The 24168-nt window shown below is 69.2% G+C and carries 22 protein-coding genes; 10 read left to right on the forward strand and 12 right to left on the reverse strand.

The window, feature by feature from the left end:
• Positions 1-12: 12 nt before the first annotated feature.
• Positions 13-657 (reverse strand): YjfK family protein, encoded by a 645-nt coding sequence (locus tag B2742_RS14715; protein ID WP_292067767.1) that lies wholly within the window; start codon positions 655-657, stop codon positions 13-15.
• 146 nt (positions 658-803) lie between these two features.
• Between B2742_RS14715 and B2742_RS14720 the strand changes: the two genes are divergently transcribed.
• From B2742_RS14720 to recA, 4 genes are all read left to right on the forward strand, one after another.
• Positions 804-1460, forward strand: coding sequence for a YjfI family protein (locus B2742_RS14720; protein WP_349681135.1), 657 nt, complete (start codon positions 804-806; stop codon positions 1458-1460).
• A gap of 15 nt (positions 1461-1475) precedes the next feature.
• Positions 1476-2219: a PspA/IM30 family protein gene (locus tag B2742_RS14725; RefSeq protein ID WP_292067772.1), complete on the forward strand. Its 744-nt coding sequence runs from the start codon at positions 1476-1478 to the stop codon at positions 2217-2219.
• A gap of 6 nt (positions 2220-2225) precedes the next feature.
• Positions 2226-3389, forward strand: coding sequence for a glutathionylspermidine synthase family protein (locus tag B2742_RS14730; protein WP_292067773.1), 1164 nt, complete (start codon positions 2226-2228; stop codon positions 3387-3389).
• A 272-nt stretch (positions 3390-3661) separates the two neighbouring features.
• Complete coding sequence (gene recA / locus B2742_RS14735; RefSeq protein WP_292067774.1) at positions 3662-4744, forward strand: recombinase RecA; 1083 nt, start codon at positions 3662-3664, stop codon at positions 4742-4744.
• Between the two features lie 269 nt (positions 4745-5013).
• On the opposite strand, the gene B2742_RS14740 is transcribed toward recA, so the two are convergent.
• Positions 5014-5361 (reverse strand): DUF393 domain-containing protein, encoded by a 348-nt coding sequence (locus tag B2742_RS14740; protein WP_292067776.1) that lies wholly within the window; start codon positions 5359-5361, stop codon positions 5014-5016.
• Between the two features lie 165 nt (positions 5362-5526).
• Between B2742_RS14740 and alaS the strand changes: the two genes are divergently transcribed.
• A complete protein-coding gene (gene alaS / locus B2742_RS14745; protein WP_292067778.1) occupies positions 5527-8193 on the forward strand; it encodes an alanine--tRNA ligase in 2667 nt (888 codons plus the stop codon).
• Here the strand turns inward: alaS and B2742_RS14750 are convergent.
• The 3 genes from B2742_RS14750 to B2742_RS14760 form a co-directional block, all read right to left on the reverse strand.
• Positions 8190-8750, reverse strand: a complete 561-nt coding sequence (locus tag B2742_RS14750; protein ID WP_292067780.1) for a DUF2939 domain-containing protein — start codon at positions 8748-8750, stop codon at positions 8190-8192. The genes alaS and B2742_RS14750 overlap by 4 nt on opposite strands.
• A 77-nt stretch (positions 8751-8827) precedes the next feature.
• Complete coding sequence (locus tag B2742_RS14755; protein WP_292067782.1) at positions 8828-9433, reverse strand: DUF2939 domain-containing protein; 606 nt, start codon at positions 9431-9433, stop codon at positions 8828-8830.
• 144 nt (positions 9434-9577) lie between these two features.
• Entirely contained in the window at positions 9578-10789 is a 1212-nt protein-coding gene (locus B2742_RS14760) for an NADP-dependent isocitrate dehydrogenase (RefSeq protein ID WP_292067784.1), read from the reverse strand.
• Between the two features lie 414 nt (positions 10790-11203).
• Here B2742_RS14760 and B2742_RS14765 point away from each other — a divergent pair, with 414 nt between their 5' ends.
• The 3 genes from B2742_RS14765 (at position 11204) to B2742_RS14775 (ending at position 14586) form a co-directional block, all read left to right on the forward strand.
• Positions 11204-12286, forward strand: a complete 1083-nt coding sequence (locus B2742_RS14765) for a DUF1176 domain-containing protein (RefSeq protein WP_292067785.1) — start codon at positions 11204-11206, stop codon at positions 12284-12286.
• Entirely contained in the window at positions 12283-13194 is a 912-nt protein-coding gene (locus B2742_RS14770; protein WP_292067787.1) for an NAD(P)/FAD-dependent oxidoreductase, read from the forward strand. Before B2742_RS14765 ends, B2742_RS14770 begins: the two co-directional genes overlap by 4 nt.
• A gap of 465 nt (positions 13195-13659) precedes the next feature.
• Positions 13660-14586, forward strand: a complete 927-nt coding sequence (locus B2742_RS14775) for a LysR substrate-binding domain-containing protein (protein ID WP_292067789.1) — start codon at positions 13660-13662, stop codon at positions 14584-14586.
• Between the two features lie 12 nt (positions 14587-14598).
• Here B2742_RS14775 and B2742_RS14780 read toward each other — a convergent pair whose 3' ends face one another.
• The 6 genes from B2742_RS14780 to B2742_RS14805 all read right to left on the reverse strand — a co-directional run bounded on the left by B2742_RS14780 (position 14599) and on the right by B2742_RS14805 (position 21764).
• The gene (locus B2742_RS14780) at positions 14599-16440 is read right to left on the reverse strand and encodes a M61 family metallopeptidase (RefSeq protein WP_292067791.1); all 1842 of its coding nucleotides are present in this window, start codon (positions 16438-16440) and stop codon (positions 14599-14601) included.
• Positions 16441-16515: 75 nt separating this feature from the next.
• Positions 16516-18570 (reverse strand): cell cycle histidine kinase CckA, encoded by a 2055-nt coding sequence (gene cckA, locus B2742_RS14785; RefSeq protein ID WP_292067793.1) that lies wholly within the window; start codon positions 18568-18570, stop codon positions 16516-16518.
• A 75-nt stretch (positions 18571-18645) separates the two neighbouring features.
• Positions 18646-19737 carry a Glu/Leu/Phe/Val family dehydrogenase gene (locus B2742_RS14790; RefSeq protein ID WP_292067816.1) on the reverse strand — a complete coding sequence of 364 codons (1092 nt, stop codon included), beginning with the start codon at positions 19735-19737 and terminating at the stop codon, positions 18646-18648.
• A gap of 104 nt (positions 19738-19841) precedes the next feature.
• Positions 19842-20858 (reverse strand): alpha/beta fold hydrolase, encoded by a 1017-nt coding sequence (locus B2742_RS14795; RefSeq protein ID WP_292067794.1) that lies wholly within the window; start codon positions 20856-20858, stop codon positions 19842-19844.
• On the reverse strand, positions 20858-21460 hold the full coding sequence (locus B2742_RS14800; RefSeq protein ID WP_292067795.1) for a uracil-DNA glycosylase family protein: 603 nt from the start codon (positions 21458-21460) through the stop codon (positions 20858-20860). The genes B2742_RS14795 and B2742_RS14800 overlap by 1 nt, the downstream gene beginning before the upstream one ends.
• Positions 21444-21764: a DUF3253 domain-containing protein gene (locus tag B2742_RS14805; protein WP_292067797.1), complete on the reverse strand. Its 321-nt coding sequence runs from the start codon at positions 21762-21764 to the stop codon at positions 21444-21446. Before B2742_RS14805 ends, B2742_RS14800 begins: the two co-directional genes overlap by 17 nt.
• Positions 21765-21811: 47 nt before the next feature.
• On the opposite strand from B2742_RS14805, the gene B2742_RS14810 reads away from it, so the two are divergent.
• Positions 21812-22246, forward strand: coding sequence for a PaaI family thioesterase (locus B2742_RS14810; RefSeq protein WP_292067799.1), 435 nt, complete (start codon positions 21812-21814; stop codon positions 22244-22246).
• Positions 22247-22249: 3 nt separating this feature from the next.
• Here B2742_RS14810 and B2742_RS14815 read toward each other — a convergent pair whose 3' ends face one another.
• On the reverse strand, positions 22250-22819 hold the full coding sequence (locus tag B2742_RS14815; RefSeq protein WP_292067802.1) for a TetR/AcrR family transcriptional regulator: 570 nt from the start codon (positions 22817-22819) through the stop codon (positions 22250-22252).
• A gap of 149 nt (positions 22820-22968) precedes the next feature.
• Here B2742_RS14815 and B2742_RS14820 point away from each other — a divergent pair, with 149 nt between their 5' ends.
• Entirely contained in the window at positions 22969-24168 is a 1200-nt protein-coding gene (locus tag B2742_RS14820; RefSeq protein ID WP_292067804.1) for an efflux RND transporter periplasmic adaptor subunit, read from the forward strand.

A 24168-nucleotide genomic window follows, 5' to 3' on the forward strand; every position in this document is an offset into this window, starting at 1 on the left:
CCTCAGGCGCTGTCAGGCGCGGAATTCGGCCATGTCCAGCGGGATGCCGATCATGATCTCATGTGTGGCTTCGCCGCCCTCGGGCTCCTGCTCGAGGGCGATCATCAGTTCGCGGCCGCCGGCCAGGTCCCGCGCGTACAGCATGCAGGTCTGGTAGATTTTGGCGTAGGGCTCGGTCGCGGCGCGATCGTCGTAGATCGTCTCCCACAGCTTCACCGGCGGCTGACGGGCGTCGGTTTCGGAGAACCAGAAGCGGGGGTATTCCGGCAGGCCCTCGGGTGCGCCCTTGAACACCGGTTCGGACAGGCGGTCCTGCCAGGCCCGGCGCGCGCCGTCGTTCGGCGGATAGGCCGAGGACCACGGGGTAAACAGGGTGAAATCATAGGCCACAGCGCCGTCGGCGTCGTCGCTCATGGCCTGCAGCATGACGTGGTCGTCGGTGTAGAAGCGATGCACGAACGGGCCGTCGTCCAGCTGGACCACGCCCTGGGCGGTGATCTCCAGCGCATCGCGGTCGAGGCTGAAATGCGTCTCGTCGCCCAGCCGGCGCCAGGCCAGCGGGTCAAGGGCCACGGTGCGGCCGACCGTGATGTTGCGCACCACGGCCAGCTGGCTGACCGGTTCGGCGTCGCGCTGTCCGAAGAGCCGCTTGAACATTCGCCTCCCTTACGCGTCCGCGAGGTCGCCCGCGAGCGTCTGGCGGTAAAGACATCGTCAGGTTTGAAATTCAGCTCCGGAGTGGCCAAAGTCAAGCGTACCTGTTACGCGTTACATGAAACATGCATAATCCTGACCCGTCCTCCTTGTCGCCGGCCAACGAACGCATACGTGCGTGGCGCAAGGCCCGTCGCGAGGCGGGCATGGTCAAGCTGGAGTTCTGGGTTCCCAACGCCGCCCGTGACGACGTGAGGGCGGCGGTTCACGCCATCGTCACCGAGTCCACCCGCGGACCTGACATCCTCAGACGCCCGCGTCGAAGCCTTTCAACCGATCCTTCTGGAGCAAGCCCCCTTATGGACGCCGTGATCGAAACCGCCTGGACCGTCCCGTCCATCAAGGCCGCGCTGGACGCGTCCGAACTGGTCCGCGAAGGCGAGCTGACCACAAGGGTGCTGGAAGGGGCCGAACCGGTCCTGCTGGCGACCATGCACGAGTATGGCGACCTGCCGATCTATCTCAGCGTCGGCGGGGCCCAGATCGTCTGCTCGGTGCTGCTGTGGCCCGTGGCCGAACAGGCCGACCGGCACGCCTTCAACGAATTCCTGCTCAAGGCCCAGCGCATCGTGCCGCTGTCGAATTTCGCCATCACCTCGGTGAACAACGAGGACGTCTATGAACTGATGGGCGAACTGTCGTGCAAGACGACGCTTCAGACCATATTGATCGAACTGCGCACCCTCGCCGAGAACGCCATCGACGCGACCGACCTGCGCGAAACCTTCGGCGCCGACGCCGCCTGATCCGGGAGAGAAATCATGTCCATGCTCGCCAAACTCTCCGCCCTGTTCCGCGGCACCGCCCGTGAAGCCGGCCAGGCCGTGGTCGACGCCAACGCCCTGAAGATCCTCGATCAGGAAATCCGTGACGCCGACACCGCCCAGGGCAAGGCCCGCGACGACCTTGCCGGTCTGGTCGCCCGCCGCCGGATGGCCGAGAACGAACTGAAGAGCTTCGGCGAACAGATCGCCAAATACGAAAGCTCGGTCCGCGCCGCCATGTCCCAGGGCAAGACGGACCTCGCCCGCGAGGTCGCCGGCCGGATCGCCGAGCTGGAAACCGAAATCGGCACCCGCGGCCCGATGATCGAGGGAATGAAGGAGGCGGAGGCCCGCCTGCGCACCGCCATCTCGACCACCGACCAGAAGATCGAGACGCTGCGGCGCGAGATCGACATCGTGAAGGTCAATGACTCGGTCCAGAAGGCCCAGACCTCGGTCGCCCTGCAGTCCCAGGGGGCCCATTCGCGTATCGGCTCGGCCGCCGACAGCCTGCAGCGCATCAAACAGCGTCAGGCCGTTCAGGAAGAGCGTCTGCGCGTCGGCCAGGAGCTGGAGGACAAGCGGTCCGGCGCCGACCTCGACGCCAAGCTGCGCGAGGCGGGCATCCTGCCGGGCCACGCCTCGGCCGACGACGTGCTGGCCCGACTGACGGCGCAGGAGGTCAAGGTGGTGACGCCGCTGATCGAGAGCTCGGTTCCCGCGTCCAAAGACCCGGCCTGAGGCGGCATGGAACGTCTGTCGCTGGTTCCGCGCCCCGACTGGCAGGCGCGGGCCGAAGCCGTGGGCTTCACCTGGCACCACGATTCCGGCGAGCGGTACTGGGATGAAAGCGCCGCCTACGCCCTGTCCCTGACCGAGGTCGAGGACGGGCTGGAGGCGCCGACGGCCGAGCTGCACCAGATGTGCCTGGACCTCGTCGACGAGGCGTCAGGGTCGGAGCGGCTGATGTCGCTGCTCGAGATTCCGGAGGCGTCGCGCGACTATGTCGCCGACAGCTGGGCCCGGCGCGAGCCGTCGCTCTACGGCCGGTTCGACTTCGCCTATGACGGGACGGGGCCGGCCAAGCTGTACGAATACAATGCCGACACCCCGACCAGCGTGTTCGAGACGGCGGTGTTCCAGTGGCTTTGGCTGGAGGACAGCATCGCCAGCGGCGTGCTGCCGCCCGACGCCGACCAGTTCAACAGCCTGTACGAAAAGCTGGTCGACCGGTTTCGGGCGATCTTCCCGGAAGGCGGCTTCGTGCATTTCTCGTCGGACCCCGAGTTCGTCGAGGACCGGCAGACGGTGCGCTTCCTCGAGGATCTGGCCCGGCAGGCCGGGCTGGATCCGAAATTCGTCGCCATCGACCAGATCGGCCTGAATGCCGACGGCCGCTTCGTCGACGACGAGAACTGGCTGATCCAGGCCATGTTCAAACTCTATCCCTGGGAGCAGATGCTGCGCGACGACTACGCCGAGCCGCTGCCGAAGGCCGAGGTGACGGTGCTGGAGCCGGCGTGGAAGGCCCTGCTGTCGAACAAGGGACTGCTGCCCCTGCTGTGGGAGCGGTATGCGGGGCACCCCAATCTGCTGGCGTCCTTCTTCGAGAGCGATCCGGCCCATGCGAGCCTGGGCGACGCCTATGTGCGCAAGCCGCTGTTCTCGCGCGAGGGCGCCAATATCTCGATCGTCGAGGGCGCGGCGCGGGAAGAGGGGCTGGACGCCGGCTATGGCGCGGGAAGCCACATCCGTCAGGCCCTGCACGCCCCGCCGCGGTTCGACGGCCAGCATGTGATCATCGGCTCGTGGCTGGTCGGGGACGAACCGGCCGGGATCGCCCTGCGCGAGGATACGGGCCGGATCACCCGCAATACCTCGCGGTTCGTGCCGCATTTCATCCGGGATTAGGGTCCGCCTCAAGGGCCGGCCCCACGCGTGATCGACTGAAGGCACGCTCGGGGTCACGGCTTCCGGCGCGAACCCATCGAAGGGCCCACCGCGAGCCCGATACGTCAAAATCGGTCGCACCCCTCCACCGTTCCGAAAAGAACATATTGGCAACCAGAACAAACCATGCACATAGTGCCGCTCACAAAGGGAGTGGGTCACGGTCATCGGACCGAAGGCGGGCCTCTCCTCCAGAGTACCCAACGGGAATCATGGCAAGGGAGAGTGGCAAGGTGGCAGCTCAGGCGAATCTGAAATTGGTGACCCGGGACGACGGCGACAAACAGCGGGCTCTGGAGGCGGCGATCGCCCAGATCGACCGCGCCTTCGGCAAGGGCTCGGTCATGAAGCTGGGCAAGAACGGCGTGACCGAGGCCATTCCCTCGGTCTCGACCGGCTCGCTGGGCCTCGACATGGCGCTGGGCATCGGCGGCCTGCCGCGCGGTCGGGTGATCGAGGTGTTCGGGCCGGAAAGCTCGGGCAAGACGACCCTGGCCCTGCACACCGTGGCCGAGATCCAGAAGGCCGGCGGCACCGCCGCCTTCGTCGACGCCGAACATGCGCTCGACCCGGGCTATGCCCAGAAGCTGGGCGTCAATCTCGACGACCTGCTGGTCTCCCAGCCCGACACGGGTGAACAGGCGCTCGAGATCGTCGACACCCTGGTGCGTTCGGGTGCCGTGGACATCGTGGTGGTCGACTCCGTCGCCGCCCTGACGCCGCGCGCCGAGATCGAGGGCGAGATGGGCGACAGCCTGCCCGGCCTGCAGGCCCGTCTGATGAGCCAGGCGCTGCGCAAGCTGACCGCCTCGATCAACAAGTCGCAGTGCATCGTCCTGTTCATCAACCAGATCCGTCACAAGATCGGCGTCATGTACGGCTCGCCCGAGACGACCACGGGCGGCAATGCGCTGAAATTCTACGCCTCGGTTCGCCTCGACATCCGCCGCACCGGCGCGATCAAGGATCGCGACGAGGTCGTCGGCAACACCACCCGCGTGAAGGTGGTCAAGAACAAGGTCGCCCCGCCGTTCCGCGAGGTCATCTTCGACATCATGTACGGCGAGGGCATCTCCAAACTGGGCGAGATCATCGACCTGGGCGTCAAGGCGGGGATCGTCGAGAAGTCCGGCAGCTGGTTCTCCTACGACAGCCAGCGCATCGGCCAGGGCCGCGAGAACGTGCGCGCCTTCCTCAAGGCCAATCCGGACATCGCCGACTCGATCGAAAAGGCCGTCCGCGCCTCGACCACCAAGATCGCCGAGGAACTGCTGGGCACCCCCGAACCCGACGAGGGTCAGGACCTCGAGGGCTAGGGCCGGCCATTCCTTCCCTTCAGGGGAGGGGGACCGTCGAAACGACGGTGGAGGGGCGTGTCCCTCACACCGAGCCGGTGGTCAAAAACCCCTCCACCACGCTGCGCGTGGTCCCGTCGGCGGATCGGCTCCGCCGACCCTCCTCCACCCCCCTGCGGGGGAGGAATGAACCTTCTCCGGCCGGGTCCCGCGACCCGCCACCGACCCCGTGTGGGCCGGGCCGGACGGAGCGGGCCGCCTGGTCTCCACCCGGACCGGGCGGCCCTTTTTTATCGCCGAAGCCAACGCGTCAGGGCCGGCCGCACGCGCAGGAAGGCGACATACAGCCGCTCCAGCAGGCCCAGCACCGCGCGGTTCCGGGCCGCGAGCCCCAACGGTCGCAACAGGGGAATGGCGCGCCACATGGCGGCGAAGGCGGCGGCGCCCGACAGGATCACCCCGTCCTCCCGCGCATGGAACCGGGCCAGCAGTTCGACCCGGTCGAGCGGGCAGCTGCCCTGCCCGTTCGCCACGTCGGTGAACACGATGGCCCCGCGCCGGTCCAGCCCGCGCATCACGGCGATCTCGCGCCGGCAAAGCGGGCAGTCACCATCGAACCAGACTTCAAGCGCGGACATGGCGGCACCCTACACCCCGCCGGGCCGTGATGCCCGCCGGTGCGGCGATCCGTCCGCCCGCGGCCTCCCGGTCCCGGCCGGATCACGGGCGGGTGATGCATTGGGGCTCAAACCCCTATATGAGGCCCGTTCCCCGTTTCTCCCCCCGACCGAACGCGCACCGTCATGTCCAGCCTCAAACAGATCCGCTCGACCTTCCTCGACTATTTCGCCGCCGATGGGCACGAGAAGGTCCATTCCGCGCCGCTGGTGCCGCAGAACGATCCGACCCTGCTGTTCGTCAATGCGGGCATGGTGCCGTTCAAGGACTATTTCACCGGCGCCTCCACCCCGCCGTACCCCCGCGCCACCAGCTCGCAGAAATGCGTCCGCGCGGGCGGCAAGCACAACGACCTGGACAATGTCGGCTACACCGCCCGGCACCTGACCTTCTTCGAGATGCTGGGGAATTTCTCCTTTGGCGACTACTTCAAGGAACACGCGATCGATCGCGCGTGGAATCTGGTCACCAAGGATTTCGGTCTCGACGCCAAACGCCTGCTGGTCACCGTCTACATCGACGACGATGAGGCGGCGGCGATCTGGAAAAAGGTCACCGGCTTCGGTGACGACAAGATCATCCGCATCGCCGGCTCGGACAATTTCTGGGCCATGGGCGACAACGGCCCCTGTGGTCCCTGCACCGAAATCTTCTGGGACTACGGCGACCACGTCCCCGGCGGCCCTCCCGGTTCGCCGGACGAGGACGGCGACCGGTTCGTGGAGATCTGGAACAACGTCTTCATGCAGTTCGAGAAGGAGAACGACGAGATCGTCCGTTCCCTGCCGAAGCCCAGCGTCGACACCGGCATGGGCCTGGAGCGGATCGCCTCGGTGCTGCAGGGCAAGAACTCCGTCTTCGACACCGACCTGTTCCAGACGCTGATCGCGGCCTCGGCCGACGCCACGGCGACCGATCCGAACGGCGCCATGGCGGCCAGCCACCGGGTCATCGCCGACCACCTGCGCAGCTCGTCCTTCCTGATCGCCGACGGCGTGACCCCGTCCAACGAGGGCCGCGGCTACGTCCTGCGCCGGATCATGCGCCGCGCCATGCGCCACGCCCACCTGCTGGGCGCGGCCGATCCGCTGATGCACCGGCTGGTGCCGACCCTCGTCGCCGAGATGGGCGAGGCCTTCCCCGAGCTGAAGCGCGCCCAGGCCTTCGTCGAGGACACGCTGAAACAGGAAGAGATCCGCTTCCGCACCACCCTCGGCCGCGGCATGGGCCTGCTTGAAGATGCCTCGCGCGACCTCGGCGAGGGCGGCGTGCTGTCCGGCCAGACGGCCTTCACCCTCTATGACACCTACGGCTTCCCGCTCGACCTGACCCAGGACGAGGCCCGCCGCCGCGGCTTCACCGTCGACACCGACGCCTTCGACGCCGCGATGAACGAACAGAAGGCCCGCAGCCGCGAGCACTGGACCGGCTCGGGCCAGACCGCCTCGACCGGCGAATGGCTGGCCCTGCGCGACCGCCTCGGCCCTACCGTCTTCACCGGCTATGACGCCGTCGAGGGGTCGGGCGAGGTTCTGGCCATCGTGCGCGACGGCGCCTCGGTCGACGACCTCTCGGCCGGCCAGACCGCCCAGGTCCTGTTCGACCAGACCCCCTTCTACGGCGAGGGCGGCGGCCAGGCCGGCGACCGCGGCGAGATCGAATGGACCGACGCCTCGGGCCAGCAGGGCGCCGCCACGGTGCTGGACGTCCAGAAGCACGCCGGCGACCTCTACGCCCACCGCATCGAGGTGATGTCGGGCACGCTGTCCATCGGCGCCCGGGCCCAGCTGCGCGCCGGCGCCGACGCCCGCCTGACCACCCGCGCCAACCACTCGGCCGCCCACCTGCTGCACAAGGCCCTGGCCAATGTCCTCGGCGGCCACGTGGCCCAGAAGGGCCAGCTGGTCGACGCCGAACGCCTGCGCTTCGACTTCAGCCACAACGCCCCGGTCACCGAGGACGAACTGGCCCGGATGGAGGATGAGGTGAACGCCGTCATCCGCCAGAACCTGCCCGCCGAGACGAAGATGATGGGCCCGCAGGAGGCGATCGCCGCCGGCGCCGTCGCCCTGTTCGGCGAAAAATACGGCGACGAGGTTCGCGTGCTGACGCTCGGCCGCGACCTGGCCGAGGCGGACAAGCCCTATTCGGTCGAACTGTGCGGCGGCACCCATGTCGCCCGCACCGGCGACATCGCCCTGTTCAAGATCGTCTCCGAGAGCGGCATCGCCGCCGGCGTGCGCCGGATCGAGGCCCTGACCGGCGAGGCCGCGCGCCAGTTCCTGCTGGCCCAGGCCGGGGTGGCGAAGTCGTTGGCCCAGTCGTTCAAGGTCCAGACCGCCGACGTGCCGGCCCGCGTCGAGGCCCTGACCGCCGACCGCCGCGCGCTCGAGAAACAGGTCGCCGAGCTGAAGAAGCAACTGGCCCTCGGCGGCGGTGGCGCAGCCGCCAATGCCGCGCCGGAGGAGATCAACGGCGTCAAACTGATCGCCCGCGTGCTCGACGGCGTCGACGGCAAGGGTCTGCGCGGCGTGGCCGAGGACTTCCGCAAACAGGTCGGCTCGGGCGTCGTCGCCCTGATCGGCGTGACGGAAGGCAAGGCGGCCATCACCGTCGCCGTGACCTCGGACATGGCCGGAAGGGTCAATGCGGCCGATCTCGCCCGCGTCGCCGTGATCGCCATGGGCGGCCAGGGCGCCGGCGGCAAGCCGGACTTCGCCCAGGGCGGCGCGCCGGACGGGTCGAAGGCGGAGGAAGGCCTCGCGGCGGTGCGGACGGCGCTCGCCGGCTAGGCTGCCGGCGCCGTCTCCAGGTCCACCGCCGCCAGCTTCCAGTCGAACAGGCCGCGGCGCTCCAGGATCAGGGCGAGGTGGTCGTCGGGCTGGTCGCGGTCGGTCAGGGTGACGGCGAATTCGTTCAGGCTGCGATAGCCCCAGGCCTGATGGATGTCGTCGCCGTCGGCCTCGTCTCCAGCGGGCTCCGGGGGCGGCCGCCGGGTCGGATCGGGCGCCTCGGCCGTATTGACCATCCGGGCCACCGCCTCCGGCGTCACCAGCGTATCGACCGCCCCGGACAGGATCATCGGCGCCAGCATCATGCCGAGGCCGCTCAGCCCGCTGTCCGCCATGCGCGGATCGCGGTTCATCCGGGCCAGAAGCTCGGCGTTCAGCTCGGACTTCAGGCTGTCGCGCAGCGAGGGGAAGTCGACCAGCCGCTCGATCTTGTCCTCATCCCCCGCCTTGGCGGCCCGGATCAGCGCCTGCGCCGCCAGCACCGGCGCGGCCGCCCAGGCGATGCCGAACAGGCTGACGGCTCCGGCGACGACGCCGACGATCAGTGATTTTTTCATTCGACCCTCTGGCGTCGTAACGCCTCCCCACCGCTACGGTTGCCCGAGTCGCGCGGGGTCGCCAAGAGGCGGCGCCGTCAGCCGGCCTTGCGGCCACTCTGGCCGACGACCGGCGCGCCCTCGGCCGCCGGGACCGGCGCGACGCCTTCGGGCAGGCCGATGTGGACCAGTTTCCATTCGAACGGCCCCTTGCGCTCGAAGGTGAAGATGGTCTCGGACCCGCCTTCGTCGGCGACGCTCATCCGGGCGCGGTTCATGCCCCAATAGACCGGCCGGGGCATCGGTCCGCCCGTGGTCGCGGCGTCGGCCGAAGGCTGGAGGCCGCTCGCGCGCTGCGAGGCGTAGCGGCCCTCGCCCCGGGTCAGGGCCGCGAGGGCGGCGGGGCTCAGATAGGCCTCGACATCCGGCGCCTGGGGCGCGGCCGCCTGTTCGATCTGCCGCCGGACCGCGCCGATGGGGTCTTCCATGAAGGTGGGCGCCGGCGCGAGGGCGGCGGGGTTGCCGTCCAGCTGCGGCCGCAGCGACTGGCGCACGGCGGCATAGTCGACCAGCCGCGCCAGACCGGCGGCGTCGTTCGAGTCGGCCGCCGACCGCAGGCCGAAGAAGGCCACGCCGGGCGCCGCGAAGAAGGAGATCGCCGCGAGGACGACCAGAATGACGATGAGCCTGCCGATCAGTTTCATGGAACGCCTCCGCAACAGCGCATCAATGCACGAACGTCGGTCCCGCTCAAACGAAAGGCTCGCCGGACGCGAGTCCGGCGAGCCTCTTTGGTTGGGCCGCGGTCACAAGGCTCCGCCTTTTCGACCCGACGCGGTCTCAGTCTTCTACTTCATCGCCGCGGTCAGGTTCTCGGCGACCTTGTCGAGGAAGCCCTCGGTGGTCAGCCAGCCCTGCTGGTCGCCGACCAGCAACGCCAGATCCTTGGTCATGAAGCCGGCCTCGACCGTCTCGACCACAACCCGCTCCAGGGTCTCGGCGAATTTCGCCAGCTCGGCGTTGTCGTCCAGCTTGGCGCGGTGCGAGAAGCCGCGCGTCCAGGCGTAGATCGAGGCGATGGAGTTGGTCGAGGTCGCCTCGCCCTTCTGGTGCTGGCGGAAGTGGCGGGTGACGGTGCCGTGGGCGGCTTCCGATTCCAGCACCTTGCCGTCCGGGGTCATCAGCACCGAAGTCATCAGGCCCAGCGAGCCGAAGCCCTGCGCCACCACATCGGACTGCACGTCGCCGTCGTAGTTCTTGCACGCCCAGACGAAGCCGCCCGACCATTTGATGGCCGCGGCCACCATGTCGTCGATCAGACGGTGCTCGTAGGTCAGGCCCGCCGCCTTGAATTTGTCGGCGAACTCCTTGTCGAAGACGTCCTGGAAGATGTCCTTGAAGCGGCCGTCATAGGCTTTCAGGATGGTGTTCTTGGTCGACAGATAGACCGGGAAATTGCGGCCCAGACCGAAGGCGAAGCTGGCGCGGGCGAACTCGGTGATCGAGTCGTCGAGGTTGTACATGCCCATGGCCACGCCGGCCGACGGGAACTGGAACACCTCGTGCTCGATGACCTTCCCGTCGTCGCCGGTGAAGGTCATCATCAGCTTGCCGGGGCCGGGGACGAGGAAGTCGGTGGCCTTGTACTGGTCGCCGAAGGCGTGACGGCCGACCACGATCGGCTGGGTCCAGCCGGGCACCAGCCGCGGCACGTTCGAGCAGATGATCGGCTCGCGGAAGACCACGCCGCCGAGGATGTTGCGGATCGTGCCGTTCGGCGACTTCCACATCTTCTTCAGGCCGAACTCCTTCACCCGCGCTTCATCGGGGGTGATGGTGGCGCATTTCACGCCGACGCCATGCTTCTGGATCGCGTGCGCCGCGTCGATCGTCACCTGATCGTCGGTGGCGTCGCGGTGCTCCATCGACAGGTCGTAGTAGTCGAGCTCGACGTCCAGGAAGGGGAAGACCAGCTTGTCCTTGATCATCTGCCAGATGATGCGGGTCATCTCGTCGCCGTCGATGTCCACGATGGGATTGGCGACCTTGATCCTGGTCATGCGGGTTCGCGCCTCTGAATGGGAATGGGAGTGAGGCGGGCGGTATAGCGGCGGCGGGGCGCGGGCGCAAAGGGCGGCGGGCCACGGGTTAACCCTGCCCCGAAAAAGTCTCCCACGGTCAAGGTGAACCGCCACGACGCGGGGCGGTTCTGGCAGCCGGAAGTATGCGTTGGGGGTCCCTGTCTTGGATATCGAAACGAGAACGCTGGTGCAGCGCTGGATCGTCGCGTTTTGCGAGCCACCCGTTCTGATTGATGCGGACCTGATGCGGCAGGTGCTCGATGAGGTCGAAGGGCGGCCCGACGACGGTCAGGCGCGGTAGCGACAGGCCGGCCGCCGTGGTTATTGTAGCCGCGGTCAGACACGGCGAGGCTGCCGGGGGCGACGCACATGAGACGGACAGGACTACTGGCGATGGCGGGCCTTCTGGCCGCCTGCGGCGGCGAAGCGCCGGCGGACCCGGGGGCCGCACCGGCGGCGGCGCCCGCACAGTCCGTCCCGGCGGCGTCCGGACCATCGGCAGGACCGGCCTCGAGCCTGCCGTCCGAAAGCCGCGCCTTCCGCGACTGGCGGGCGGTCTGCGACAATACAAACGAGTGCGTGACCTTTGGACCGGCCTCGGACGGGACGGGCTGGATCCGGGTCGCGGCGTCTCCCGGGCCCGGGGGGCGGCTGACCGTCGCCCTGGGCGTGTGGGGCGACACCAGCGCGTCTCCGAACGCCGTGACCTTCAACATTGACGGACGCAGTTGGGTCGCCCGCCCCGAACAGGGGTCCGACGACTTCAGGGTCGCCGCGCGCGACGTCCCGGCCGTGATCGCCGCGCTCGGCGCCGGCTCGACCATGACGGTCGGAACCGCGGAGCCAACCGCCATCTCGCTGTCCGGCGCTGCGGCCGCCCTGTTGTGGATCGACGAGCGTCAGGGCCGACTGGGAACCCCGGCGGCGCTCGTACGGCGAGGCTCGCGTCCCGCGTCCGCCATTCCCGCCCCGCCCCTGGCGCCGGTGGTGACGCCGGCTCCGGCGGTCTCGCAAGCGGGCTTCGGCGAGTCCGGCCAGACCTTGCCCGCCGCGCTGGAGGCGCTGCCCGCCGTCAGGGCCTGCCGCGAGGAGACCGGTCACAGCGACTGGATCCAGAAGGAGGTCATGTCCGCGCGGCTGGACGCCTCGACCGAACTCTGGGCCGTCCCCTGTTTCGCGGGCGCCTACAATATCGGCCACGACTGGTATCTGACGGGACCCAGCGGGCGGAACCCGCGCCCCTTGCGGCTGGCCTCGGCTGACGGGGAGGTCTCGACCGGCACGATCAACGGCGGCTATGCGGCCGACGCCCGCACCCTGGTCGCCTTCGCCAAGGGCCGGGGACCGGGCGACTGCGGCCTGGCCCAGACATGGACCTGGACCGGGCGCGACTTCGTCCTGACCGCCGAGTCGGAGATGACCGAGTGCTGGGGCGTCCCGCCCGACCAGTGGCCGACGACCTGGAGGACCCGTTGACCGGGCGCGACCCCGAAATCCTGATCGTCGGCGCCGGCCCGGCGGGCCTGACGGCGGCGACCTATCTGGCGCGGTTCCGGCGGCGGGTCCTGGTCGCTGACGGCGGCGCCCCGCGCGCCTGCTGGATTCCGGTCAGCCACAATATGCCCGGCTTTCCCCAGGGCATCACCGGCGACGCCATCCTCAAGCGCATGACCGACCAGGCTGTCGAATACGGCGCGGTCGTCGAGGCCGGACAGGTGGAGGCGCTGAAGCGCGACGGTGATGGTTTCGTGGCCAAACTGAACGGCCGCGAGGTGCGCGTGCGGGCGGTTCTGATGGCCACGGGGGTGATCGACCACCACCCCGACCTGCCCGGCGTCGAGCGGGCCATCGAGCGGTCGCTGGTTCGCATCTGCCCGATCTGCGACGGCTATGAGGCGATCGACAAGGCGGTGGCGGTGATCGGCCATGACGGCAAGGGCGTGCGCGAGGCCGCGTTTCTGCGCACCTATTCCGACCGGGTCACCCTGATCCATATCGGCCCGGCCGATGCGCTGGACGAAATGGCCGAGCTGACGCGGCTGGGGATCGAGCTGATCCGCGCGCCGATCGACAATGTCCGGCTGGACGGCGACCGGGTCACGGCGCTGAGCTGGGGCGGAGCCTTCCGCACCTTCGACCTGGTCTATTCAGCGTTGGGAACGTCGCCCAACGCGGGCCTGGCCGATGGCCTGGGCGCGCGGACCGGCGACGACGGCCGGCTGTTCGTCGATCCGCACCAGCAGACCAGCATCGCCGGCCTGTATGCCGCCGGCGATGTGGTGCGGGGGCTGAACCAGATCGCCGTCGCCTCGGCCGAGGCGGCCGTGGCGGCGACGGCGATCCACAACAGCCTCAGGGAGGCGGACGGCTGGACCGTGGCCTGACCCCGCCCGGCGAGGCCTCAGCGCGTTGAGGGCCGGGCGGCAGGGGGCGGCGTGCGGAGACGCTGGCGGGTGCGGCTCCGGCGCCAATCGTCCAGGACCGAAACCCAGCCCCATGCGGGTTCCTTATGCGTACGGTGCATTTCTTCCATCGAGGCCTCCTCTGGCCGTTCGTTGATGACAAGGGCCGGACGGGTCCGGCCGGGGCGGGGGTCAGGCCGACCAGCCGCCGGGTGAACGTCCGCTCCAGGGGGTCACGACGTAGCCGCGCGAACCCTCGGCGGACGCTCGCCTGATCCGGGACGCCGCGCCGATCAGGGCGTCGAGCCAACCTGATGTGTGCGCCTTGTGAGCGCCATGTGCATCTTCCATCACGACCTCCTTTGTTGTCGTTTCGATGGTGCATATTTGGGCTTGACGAACTCGGTTCACAAACCAGATGATCCGATCGAACCACAAGGGCAGCTTATGGCCGATCCCCTCGCTGGCATCCCCCTCGCCTCCATCCGGGTGTTCGAGGCCGCCGCCCGTCTGAAGAGCTTCACCCGCGCCGCCGAGGAGCTGGGCATGACCCAGGCCGCGGTCAGCTGGCAGATCAAGGCGCTGGAGGGCCGGCTGGGCCAGAGCCTGTTCCGCCGCCTGCCGCGCGAGGTCCAGCCGACCGAAGGCGGCGAACGCCTGTCCAGCGCCGCGACCGAGGCCATGACCCTGCTGCGGCGCGCGGTCAGCGACCTGACCGAGGCTGACGAGCACGTCCTGTCGATCACCACCCTGGCCTCTCTGGCGTCGCAGTGGCTGGCCCCCCGGCTCGGCGCCTTCCAGGTGGCCAATCCCGGCCTGGCGGTGCGGCTGGACACCAATCCGGTGCTTCTCGACCTGTCGCGCGAGGGGTTCGACGTCGGCATTCGCTCCGGCCACGGCGACTGGCCGGGCATGGAGAGTCAGTCGCTGATGCCCAGCGTCTTCACGCCGGTGTGCAGCCCCGCCATGGCCGAGCGGCTGAAACTGGTCGAGCCCGCCGACCTGCTCGACGCCCCGCGCATCGGCATGGAGAAAGAATGGGCCGCCTGGTTTGCCGTCGCCGGCGTCATCGGCGGCGCCCAGCCCATGATCCGCCTCACCGCCGACTATCAGGTGCTGGAGGTCGCGGCGGCCCTGGGTGATCAGGGCGTCGCCCTGGCCTCGCCGATCCTGTTCGCCCGCGAGCTTCGAAACGGCCTTCTGGTGCGGCCCTTCATGCAGTGCGTGTCGTTCCACACCGGCTACTATCTGGTCTGGCCCGAGGGTCGCCGGCGATCACCCAAGATCGCCCGCTTTCGCGACTGGATGATCGCCCAGGCCGACGCCGATCCGACGGTGGTCGAGGCCAGGGCGACGGTCGCCGCCTCGGCCTGACCCGGGCGGCGGTCAGGTCGCCGCGCCGAGCCAGGCTTCGCGGAAGGCGAGCTGTTCCGGCGAGACGGCGCCTCCGGCCGCTTCCGAGCGGACCAGTTCGATTTCCGGATCACTGGCGAACCGCAGGGTAGCGGTGCGTTCCTCACCGCGTTGACGGAAGCGCAGCTGCGCCTCATCGCCGGCCTTGGCGCCTGCCAGAACGCGGTCCCAGTCCGCCTGGCTGTCGATGTCGACGCCGCCGACGCTGACGATTTCATCTCCGCGATCCAGGCCCGCGGCATAGAGCGGCGTTCCGGGCGCGGGGGACGCGCTGATCGTGGCGGTCGTGCCGGCGATCTGAAGACGTGACACACCGGCGAAGGCCGCGGCCGCATCCTTCTGCCGCACGATAACGCCCGCGCGTGCGAGCAGGGGTGCGAAATCGGGTAGTTCGCTGCGGTTGACCGTGGCGGCGAAGAAGTCGTCGGCGAACCGGGCATCGCCCGTCACCGCCGCCAGCCCGGTACGCAGGTCGTCCGGCGTATAGGGTCGCTCGCCCAGACCGTGGGTCCGCCACATGTGCCGCATATAGTCATCCAGCGTGACCCCGTCGAACCGCTCGCGCAGCGTCAGGTCCAACGCCAGGGCGATGACCGCGCCATAGGGATAGTAGGAGGCGAAGATGTTGGGGTTGGTCGGGTCAATCGAGGTCGCCGCGTCCACGAACGGCGCACGCAGACTCATCTCCTGCGGCGAGCCGTATCGCCGCGCCGACGCGTTCTGGATGAAGTCGAGCTGACCCCCCATCTCGGCGAGGAAATCGTCCACCGAAGACACGCCGGCGCGCCGGACGGCCAAGGGTCCATAGTAGCTGGTGAACCCTTCGGCGAACCACAGGGACGGCGTGGGATTGGCGCGGGTGAAGTCGAACGGCTCAAGTTCGGCGGGCCTCAGCCGCTCCACATTCCATGAGTGGAAGAACTCGTGGCTCAGAGTGCCGATCTGGCCGAATTCGGCGTCGCTCAGCGAGCGCGTGCTGCTGATCACGGTCGAGTTGCGGTGCTCCATCCCGTCGCCGCTGACCCAGGGCAGGTAGTCGGCGAGGAAGGTGTAGCTCCCGAAGTCATAGTCCGGCACGTCGCCGAAGATGGCGATCTGTTGCGCCACGACCCGCTTCGCCATGTCGGCGAACCGGTCGGCGTCCGCCTCCGTGCCGCTGTGGTGGAGGGCGAGGCGGATGGTGCGGGCCACGCCGGCGTCATCGACCTGCCACTCGCGCACCATCTGGTCGCTGAGCTCGGCGGGACTGTCCATCAGGTACTGAAGGTCCGGCGCGGTGAAAACGTGTGGATCGGACGTCGGCGCCAGCTGGGTGGCGACCCGCCATTGCGGATCATGGGGCCGGAAGCGGACCGTCACCGGCCGGTCGTCGTAGCCCCGCGCCCACATCAGGGTGGCGGGCATGTTCAGATGGGCGTGGGTCGTGTCGATCTGGGAATAGGTGCCGTCGGCGCGGTCCCCGTAGAGCGTGTAGGTCAGGCTGACGACGCCGTCGTGTCCGCTGACCGTCCAGCCATAGGGATCCGACCGGTCGATCGTCAGCGGGCGACCGGCGCCGTCCACGGCCGAGACGGAATAGACGTTCTTGGCGAACTCATGGACGGCGTACCGACCGGGCGAGGACCGGGACATCTCGAAGCGAACCGGCTCGCGTCCCAGCGCGCCGTAGGTGACGGTGACCCGCGCCTCATGGTGGACGGCGTTGTCGAAGCTCAGCTCGTAACGGACTGTGCGGTCCTCCACCTGCTGCGCCAGGACCGGGCTGCTGGCCACAAGGAGAGCGGCCGCGCAAAGCCCCAGAACCGTCCGTCTCATACCGCACTCCTCGTCCATGCCGATTTCGGCGCGGACGGTTGCGCGCGTCGGGGGCCTTGGCAAGTTACGGATGATTCAGCCGGCGTGCAGTTCCTGCTTCACCCGCTCGGCCAGAGTCTTGATGTCCAGCGGCTTGGGCAGGAAAGAGACGCCGACCTCGTCCTGAAGCAGGTCCGAAAAGTCGCTCTCGGCATAGCCGGAGATGAACAGGACCGGCGCGTCGCCGAGATATTGCCGCGCCTTCTTCAACAGGGCCGGACCGTCGAGCCCGGGCATGATGACGTCGGAGATCATCATGTCGATGGTCCCGGCATGGAGTTCCGCCAGCTCAAGCGCCTGCTCGCCGTCCTCGGCCTCGATCACCTCATAGCCGCGCTGGCGCAGCAGGCGGGCTGCGATACCGCGCACGGCGGCCTCGTCCTCGACGAACAGGATGCGGCCCGCGCCTGACAGGTCGCGCGGCGCCTTGGCGACCTTCTCGATCACCGGAGTGGCGGCCAGTTCGGCTTCGGCCGCCTCGGGCAGGAAGATGCGGAACACCGCGCCGCCGCCGGGCGCGTTTGAGACGTTGATGTGGCCGCCGGCCTGTTCGACGATGCCGTAGACGGTGGCCAGACCCATGCCGGTGCCCTCGTTCACCGCCTTGGTGGTGAAGAAGGGCTCGAAGATCTTGTCGAGCAGTTCCGGCGGCACGCCCGGCCCGCTGTCGGCCACCTCGATCAGGGCCACGGCCGCGGTCGGGGCGGCGCTCCAGCCCAGCAGGCGGGCCTCGTCGGCGGTCAGGCGGGCGGTGCGGATAGTGACGACGCCGGCCCCCGGCTCGACCACGCCGCGCATGGCGTCTCGCGCGTTGACGGCCAGGTTCATCACCGCGGTTTCCAGCTGGCTCTTGTCGGCCAGCACCACCGGCAGATCGCGGCCGTAGTCGGTTTCCAGCCGCACGTCCTCGCGCAGCAGCCGGCGCAGCAGGACCGCGAACTCGCCGACCAGTTCGCCGAGATCGAGCCGCTCGCGTCGCACGGTCGACTTGCGCGAGAAGGCCAGCAGCTTGCGCACCAGATCAGCGGCGCGGATGGCGGTCTGGCGGATTTCGTTGAGGCCCTCGTACGAGGGATCGCCGACGGGATGGCGCTCCAGCAATCCGGACAGCTGCAGCTGGATGGCGGTCAGCAGATTGTTAAAATCGTGCGCCACGCCGCCGGCCAGCTGGCCCACGGCCTGCATCTTCTGGGCCTGCGACAGCTGCAGCTCCATCGACTTCTGGGCCGAGACGTCGAACAGCCAGATGCGGCGGCGATCGCCTTCGGGGGCGACATAGAGGTGCAGCATCCGGTCCGGATGGGCGCGGGCGACCAGTTCGATCGGGCCGGACGATCCGCCGTCCAGCTTCAACCGCGCCTCGGCCACGCCCGCCGGATCGAACAGATGGCCGAAGGCGGCGTCGCGGGCGGCGGCGGGACCGGTCAGGACGGCGAGGGCGGCGTTCGGCTCCTCGATCTTGCCGGAGAACAGGTCATCGGCGGCGATGACGGCCGAGCCGAACGGCGCGCCGGCGGCCATGGCGCGGCTCTCGCCGGCGTTGGAGGCGGCGGCCTGGCGCGCCGGCATGGCGGAACCGATCGGCAGCACGGCCTCCGGCGCGGCGCGGACGAGGAAGCGCCCCTCCCCGGCCTGGCCGATCAGGACCTCCTGTTCGCGCTCGCCGATCACGACGATGGCGCGGCCCTGTTCGCCCGCGCGGGCCTGGGCGAAGGCCATGTAGAGGGCGGAGGCGGACTTGCCCTTCGGCAGGGCGACGGTGGCGCCGTTGGCCTCGGCCCAGGCGCCGTTGAAGGCCAGCACCTGGCCGGTCGACCAGACCAGGGCCGCGGGCTCGGCCATGGCGTCGAGCAGATCGACGGTGGCGTCGCCGAGGGGCCTGCGCGTCTCACCCCGGGCGAAGGCGAACAGGCCGATCAGGGCCACGGCGCCGACCGTGAAGATCAGCACCAGTCCCGGCGCGCTGGTCGGATCGGCGCGGAACGCGGGATAGGCCAGGGCGCCGACCGCGACCACGAATCCGATCGCCATCACGATCAGCAGCGGGTCGAAGGGACGGCCCCTGGTGGAGGTCACGGCGGTTGCGGTCATGGCGCCTCAGCCCGAATCAGCACGGGAAGCATCCGCCATAGTGTTCCGTATGCGCCCGGTGCGCGAATCCGGCCGTCAGGCCGCCTTGCGCTGTTCCGCCTTGGCGTCGCGCGCCGCGTTGATGCGGGCTTCGGCGATGGCGTCGGCGATCTCATGGGTCGGGCGTTTCTCGACGGCCGACCGCTCCATGATCTCCTCCAGCGTCTCCATCAGGCGGGAGAGCTTGCCCTCGACCCAGGCCGGGTCATAGGCGCCGCCCGTGTTGCGGGCGTTCAGCTCGGAAGCGACATTGATGATGCCGCCGCCATTGACGACGTAATCGGGCGCGTACAGCACGCCGCGCTCGAACAGCTGCTGGCCGATGTCCGGCGTGGCCAGCTGGTTATTGGCAGCGCCGACCACGGCCTTGACCGTCAGCCGGTCGAGCGTCTGCGGGTTCAGCGTCGCGCCGAGGGCGCAGGGGGCGTAGATGTCGGCCTTGACGTCATAGATGGCGTCGGGGGCCACGATCTCGGCGTTCGTCCGGGCGGCGACCTCGGCCAGCAGGGCCGTGTTGACGTCCGTCATGATCAGTTTCGCGCCGGCGGCGTACAGCTTGTCGGCCAGATAGCCGCCGACGTGGCCGATGCCCTGGACCGAGACGGTCAGGCCGGTCAGGTCGTCCTGTTTCCACAGGCGCTTCGCCGCCAGCAGGGTCGAGCGGAATACGCCCTCGGCGGTGACGGGGCTGGGATCGCCCGAGGCCTCGGGGCCATCGCTCAGGCCCAGCACATAGGGGGTGACCTTGCGGGCCTCGGCGATGTCGGCGACCGACACGCCGACGTCTTCCGCCGCGTAATAGATGCCGCCCAGGGTGTCGACGGCGCGGCCGAAGGCGCGGAACAGCTCGGGGTTCTTCTGGGTCCTGGAGTCGCCGATGATGACCGACTTGCCGCCGCCCATCTCCAGATCCGCGACGGCGTTCTTGTAGCTCATGCCCCGCGACAGGCGCAGGACGTCCTCCAGGGCCTCGGCGCTGGACGCATAGTTCCACATCCGGGTGCCGCCGACGGCCGGGCCGCGCGCGGTTGAGTGAACAGCGATAATGGCGCGCAGGCCGGTCTTTTCATCAAAGACCGCGTGGACGCCTTCATGGTTCGCGAAGGACGGGGAATCAAACAGCGTCATGCTCACTACGGCGTCTCCCGGGGTATTTTTTATTTGGGCGGCTGATACGCCGGGACGCTTAACACGGCAAGCGTGGCCGTTTCGCGTCAGCAAGGGGCCCGCTTTCAGGTTCCCGGAGCGGCGGGCCGCCCTTGCAGCGCCGGAAGCACCGGTCCCGCGCCGGACGGCAGCGGCGCGGCGGCATCCCTCAGCCACGCCTCGACATCGCGGTACACGGTCCCGGCCTGGAGATCGCGGTTCAGGATGTGCCAGCCGTCCGGATAGAAGCCGGTCCTCAGACCGGGCCGTTCCGCAGCCCGTTCCAGCGCGCGGCGCATCGGATCCCTCCGGATGACATTGTCGTGCGCGCCGTACAGCAGCAGCGTCGGGGCGCGGATATCGCCCAACCTCCCCGACGCCGTCTCCATCAGGTCGACCAGCCCGTACAGGGCGTCGAACCGCGTCGAGATCAGGCTGTTCGGATCACGCCCGTTGCGGAACAGCTCCAGCCGGTTGTCCGAGGCCGGGAGCGCGCGGACGGCCCATTCGGGCGCATCGACGGCGCGGTCGCCCATGGCGCGCGCGGCGACCCACAGGCCGGCCGAATTGATCGGGCCCTGCGCCGTCCAGCCCCAGACAGCGGGGGCCAGCAGCACGACCCGGTCCGCGTCCGGCGCCCGGTCCGAGCCGAAGGCGGCGATGGCCACGGCCCCGCCCATACTCTCTCCGGCCACGGCGATCAGGGCGCGGGGATGCCGGGCCCGGGCGAGGGCGACGGCGGTGCGCAGGTCTTCGGTCATCCGCGCCTCGCCGGCCCAGACGCCGCGCCCCGGCGCCTCGCCGAACCCCCGCTGGTCGACGGCCCAGGTCTCGATGCCGCGCTCGGCCCACCACGGCCCGGCCAGCCGGAATGAGGCCCGGCTGTCGTTCATGCCGTGCAGGGCGACAATGACCGCCCAGGGTTCGCCGGTCTCCGGCGTCCAGCGCGCCAACGGCAGGCGCGCGCCGTCGTCCATGAGCAGGGTTCGCGCCTCCAGCGCCGGGCCGGCGAAACCGGACGGCGGCGTCAGCGGCGGCTGGATGGCGGGCGTGGCGCAGGCGGACAGGGCGAGAACCGCGAACAGGGCTGCCGGTGAACGCATCATGCGCCGAGGATGCCACGCACCTTCTGGCGAAGACAGGGCAGGACCTCCGCCTCGAACCACGGGTTCCGCTTCAGCCACGCCGTATTGCGCCATGACGGGTGCGGCAGGGGCAGGATGTCCGGCGCATACTCCCGCCACGCCCGCACGGTCTCGGTCATATTGACCTTCGCCCGATCGCCCAGCGCCCAGACCTGGGCGTAGCCGCCCACCAGCAGGGTCAGCTCGACCCTGGGCAGTTCGTCCAGCAGACGGGGCCGCCACAACTCGGCGCACCGCCGCGGCGGCGGATAGTCGCCGCCCTTCGGCGCCGTGCCGGGGTAACAGAAGGCCTGGGCGGCGACGCCGATGCGCGGGTCGGCATAGAAGGTTTCGTAGTCGACGCCCAGCCAGTGGCGCAGGCGATCGCCGGACGGATCGGTGAAGGGCAGGCCGCTCTCGTGGACACGCCGGCCCGGGGCCTGGCCGCAGATCAGCAGCCGGGTCTCGGGAAAGACGCGGACGACCGGGCGCGGCGTGTGCGGCAGCTGGCCGAGGCAGGCCCGACAGGCCCGGATGTCCGAAAGGACCGACTCAAGCCCGGGATCAGACGAAGTCGTCATCGTCCTCGACGACGGGCGGCAGGGCCGCCAGGGCGGCGGCGGTCTCGGCCTCGGTCGGCAGGCGCAGGCGGATCACGCCCTTGAAGGCGTTCGGATCGACCGGCTTGCCCTTCTTGGTGATGGTCAGCTTGCCCTGACGCATCAGGGCGAGCGCGGCGTGCCGCACCTTGGGCAGCATCCGCTGCCACTGCTCGGGCTGCAGCTCCTTGGCCACGTCGGCCGGTTCAATGCTCTTGCCGCCGACGCCCTTGGGGTCGGCCTTCGCCAGTTTTTCGAAGATGGCGGTTTCGATGGGGTCGCTCATCGCGCCTGTATGGTGCATTGCGGGATCAGAAAGAAGGCGGAGTTTTCATGGTCCAGAAAGTGACAGTCACCGAAGGCGAGTTCGCCGGCTGGCAGATGTACGACCTGCACGGCACCTTCGATCAGGTCGTCGGCCCCTTCTACTTCAAGCCTGACCCCGACGGCGGGATGCGCTGCGCCTTCCGCGCCGAGCCCAAGCACATGAATGCGGGCGACCGGATGCACGGCGGCTGTCTGATGACCTTCGCCGACATCGCCCTGTTCCAGACCGCCTATCAGGAGATGGAGGGGGCCTCCGGCGTGACCGTGTCGCTGGATTCGACCTTCATCGACGGCGCCTATGTCGGCGAACTCGTCGAGGCGACGGGCGAGGTGGTCCGGGCCGGCAAGAGCCTGATCTTCGTCCGGGGCCAGATCCACGCCGGCGAGCGGGTGCTGATGACGTATTCGGGCGTGATCCGGAAATTCCAGCCGCGCGGCTGACGCCTAATTGTCGATGATGTCCTGCAGCATGGCGCCCATCCGGTCGGCCAGTCTTTCGCATTCGGCCGGGGTCAGGCCGAAACCGGCGGTGATCTCGCGGCTGACCGCCATCCCCATGATCGTCGCCGCGGCAAGCCGGGCCCGGACCGCCGCGTCCTCTCCACCGATCCAGGCGGCGAAAGGATCGAAGAAGCTCTCGTTGCCGGTGCGCTGAACCAGTTCCATGGCCTTGGCCGAGCCGATGGAGCGCAGCATGATCAGCAGCTTCTTGAGCTTGCCTTCGTTGCCGCCCTCGAAAATGACGTCACGGGCGACCCGTTGGCCGAACCCGGCGCGGCCTCCGTCCATCAGGTCCCGGCCGTTCGAGCAGCTGTCGAGGACCATCAGGAACAACTCTTCCTTGGACCCGAAATAGCGGGACACCAGGGCGGCATCGACCCCCACGTCCCCGGCGATGTCGCGCATGCCGACGTCGTCATAGCTCTCGCGCGCGAAGCGCTCGCGGGCGGCGGCCAGGATGGCGGCGCGGGTCGCCTCGGCATTCCGGGGCCGGGGCGCGACGTGACAAAACAATTCGTGATCTCCGGAATAGCCCCAGTAACCCTATGGCTTTGTCATCGTCCGTTGACAAGCGAAAGCGTCATCACCATTAAGTCACCGAACGTTGACTACCGGCCTCCTCCCCGTTCGCCCGTCAACAAGAAGACAGGGACCTACCTTCCATGCGCACCGCGAAAATCGTGGCCGCGTCCGTCCTGATGACGGCCGCGCTCTATGGCTGCTCCGGGCCGAGCGAGGCCCAGGCCCCGCCCGCGCCGTCGGTGACGGTGGCCGTCCCGCTGGTCCAGGCCGTGCAGGACTGGGACAAGTTCACCGGCCGGTTCGAGGCGACCCAGTCGGTCGAGGTCCGCGCCCGCGTCGGCGGCTATGTCTCGGGCGTCCATTTCCGCGACGGCGACTATGTGCGCCGCGGCCAGCTGCTGTTCTCGCTTGATCCGCGTCCGGCGCAGGCGGCCCTGGCCTCGGCGCGGGCCCAGCTGTCGCAGGCGCAGGCGCAGCTGGCCCTGGCGCAAAGCGAACTGACCCGGTCCGAGACCTTGCTGGAATCCCAGGCCGTCTCCCAGGCCGAGGTCGACACCCGGCGCGGCGCCCTGCAGACGGCCCAGGCGGCCATCGCCGCGGCCAACGCCAATGTCCGGGCCCGCCAGCTGGACCTGGAATTCACCCGCGTGACCGCCCCGATCTCGGGACGTGTCTCGGACCGCCGCGTCGACGCCGGCAATCTGGTCGCCGGCGGGTCGTCGGCGGCGGATGTGCTGACCACCGTGGTCTCCAGCGCGCCCATCCATTTCGTCTTCGACGGCTCCGAGGCCGTGCTGCTGAAATACCAGCGGCAGGCCCGCCAGGGCGCCGCGCCGATCCAGGTGCGACTGCAGGACGAGTCCGACTTCACCCGTTCGGGCACGCTCGACTTCACCGACAACGCCGTGGACACCGCCTCAGGCGTGATCCGGCTGCGGGCGGTCATTCCCAACGCCGACGGCTTCCTCAAGCCCGGCATGTTCGGACAGGCCCGGCTGGCCGGGTCCGGCAGCTATCAGGCCATGCTGGTGCCGGACGCCGCCATCGCCACCGACCAGGCGCGGCGCATCGTCTATGTCGTGGCCGCCGACGGCTCGGTCGCGCCGCGGCCGGTGCAGCTGGGACCGCTGGTCGACGGCCTGCGCGTGATCCGCTCGGGCCTGCAGCGCACGGATCGGGTCATCATCAACGGGGTCCAGCGCATCCAGCAGCCGGGCATGAAGGTGACGGCCACGAACGGCCAGATCCGCCCCGTCGCGCGCGCCCAGACCGCGCCCGTCACGACCATCGCCCCGGCCTCCAGCGCGACCTTCGCCAACAGCCTGTCCTCGGGCGACTGA

This window comes from Brevundimonas sp. UBA7664 (assembly GCF_002483305.1).
Taxonomy (GTDB): Bacteria; Pseudomonadota; Alphaproteobacteria; order Caulobacterales; family Caulobacteraceae; genus Brevundimonas.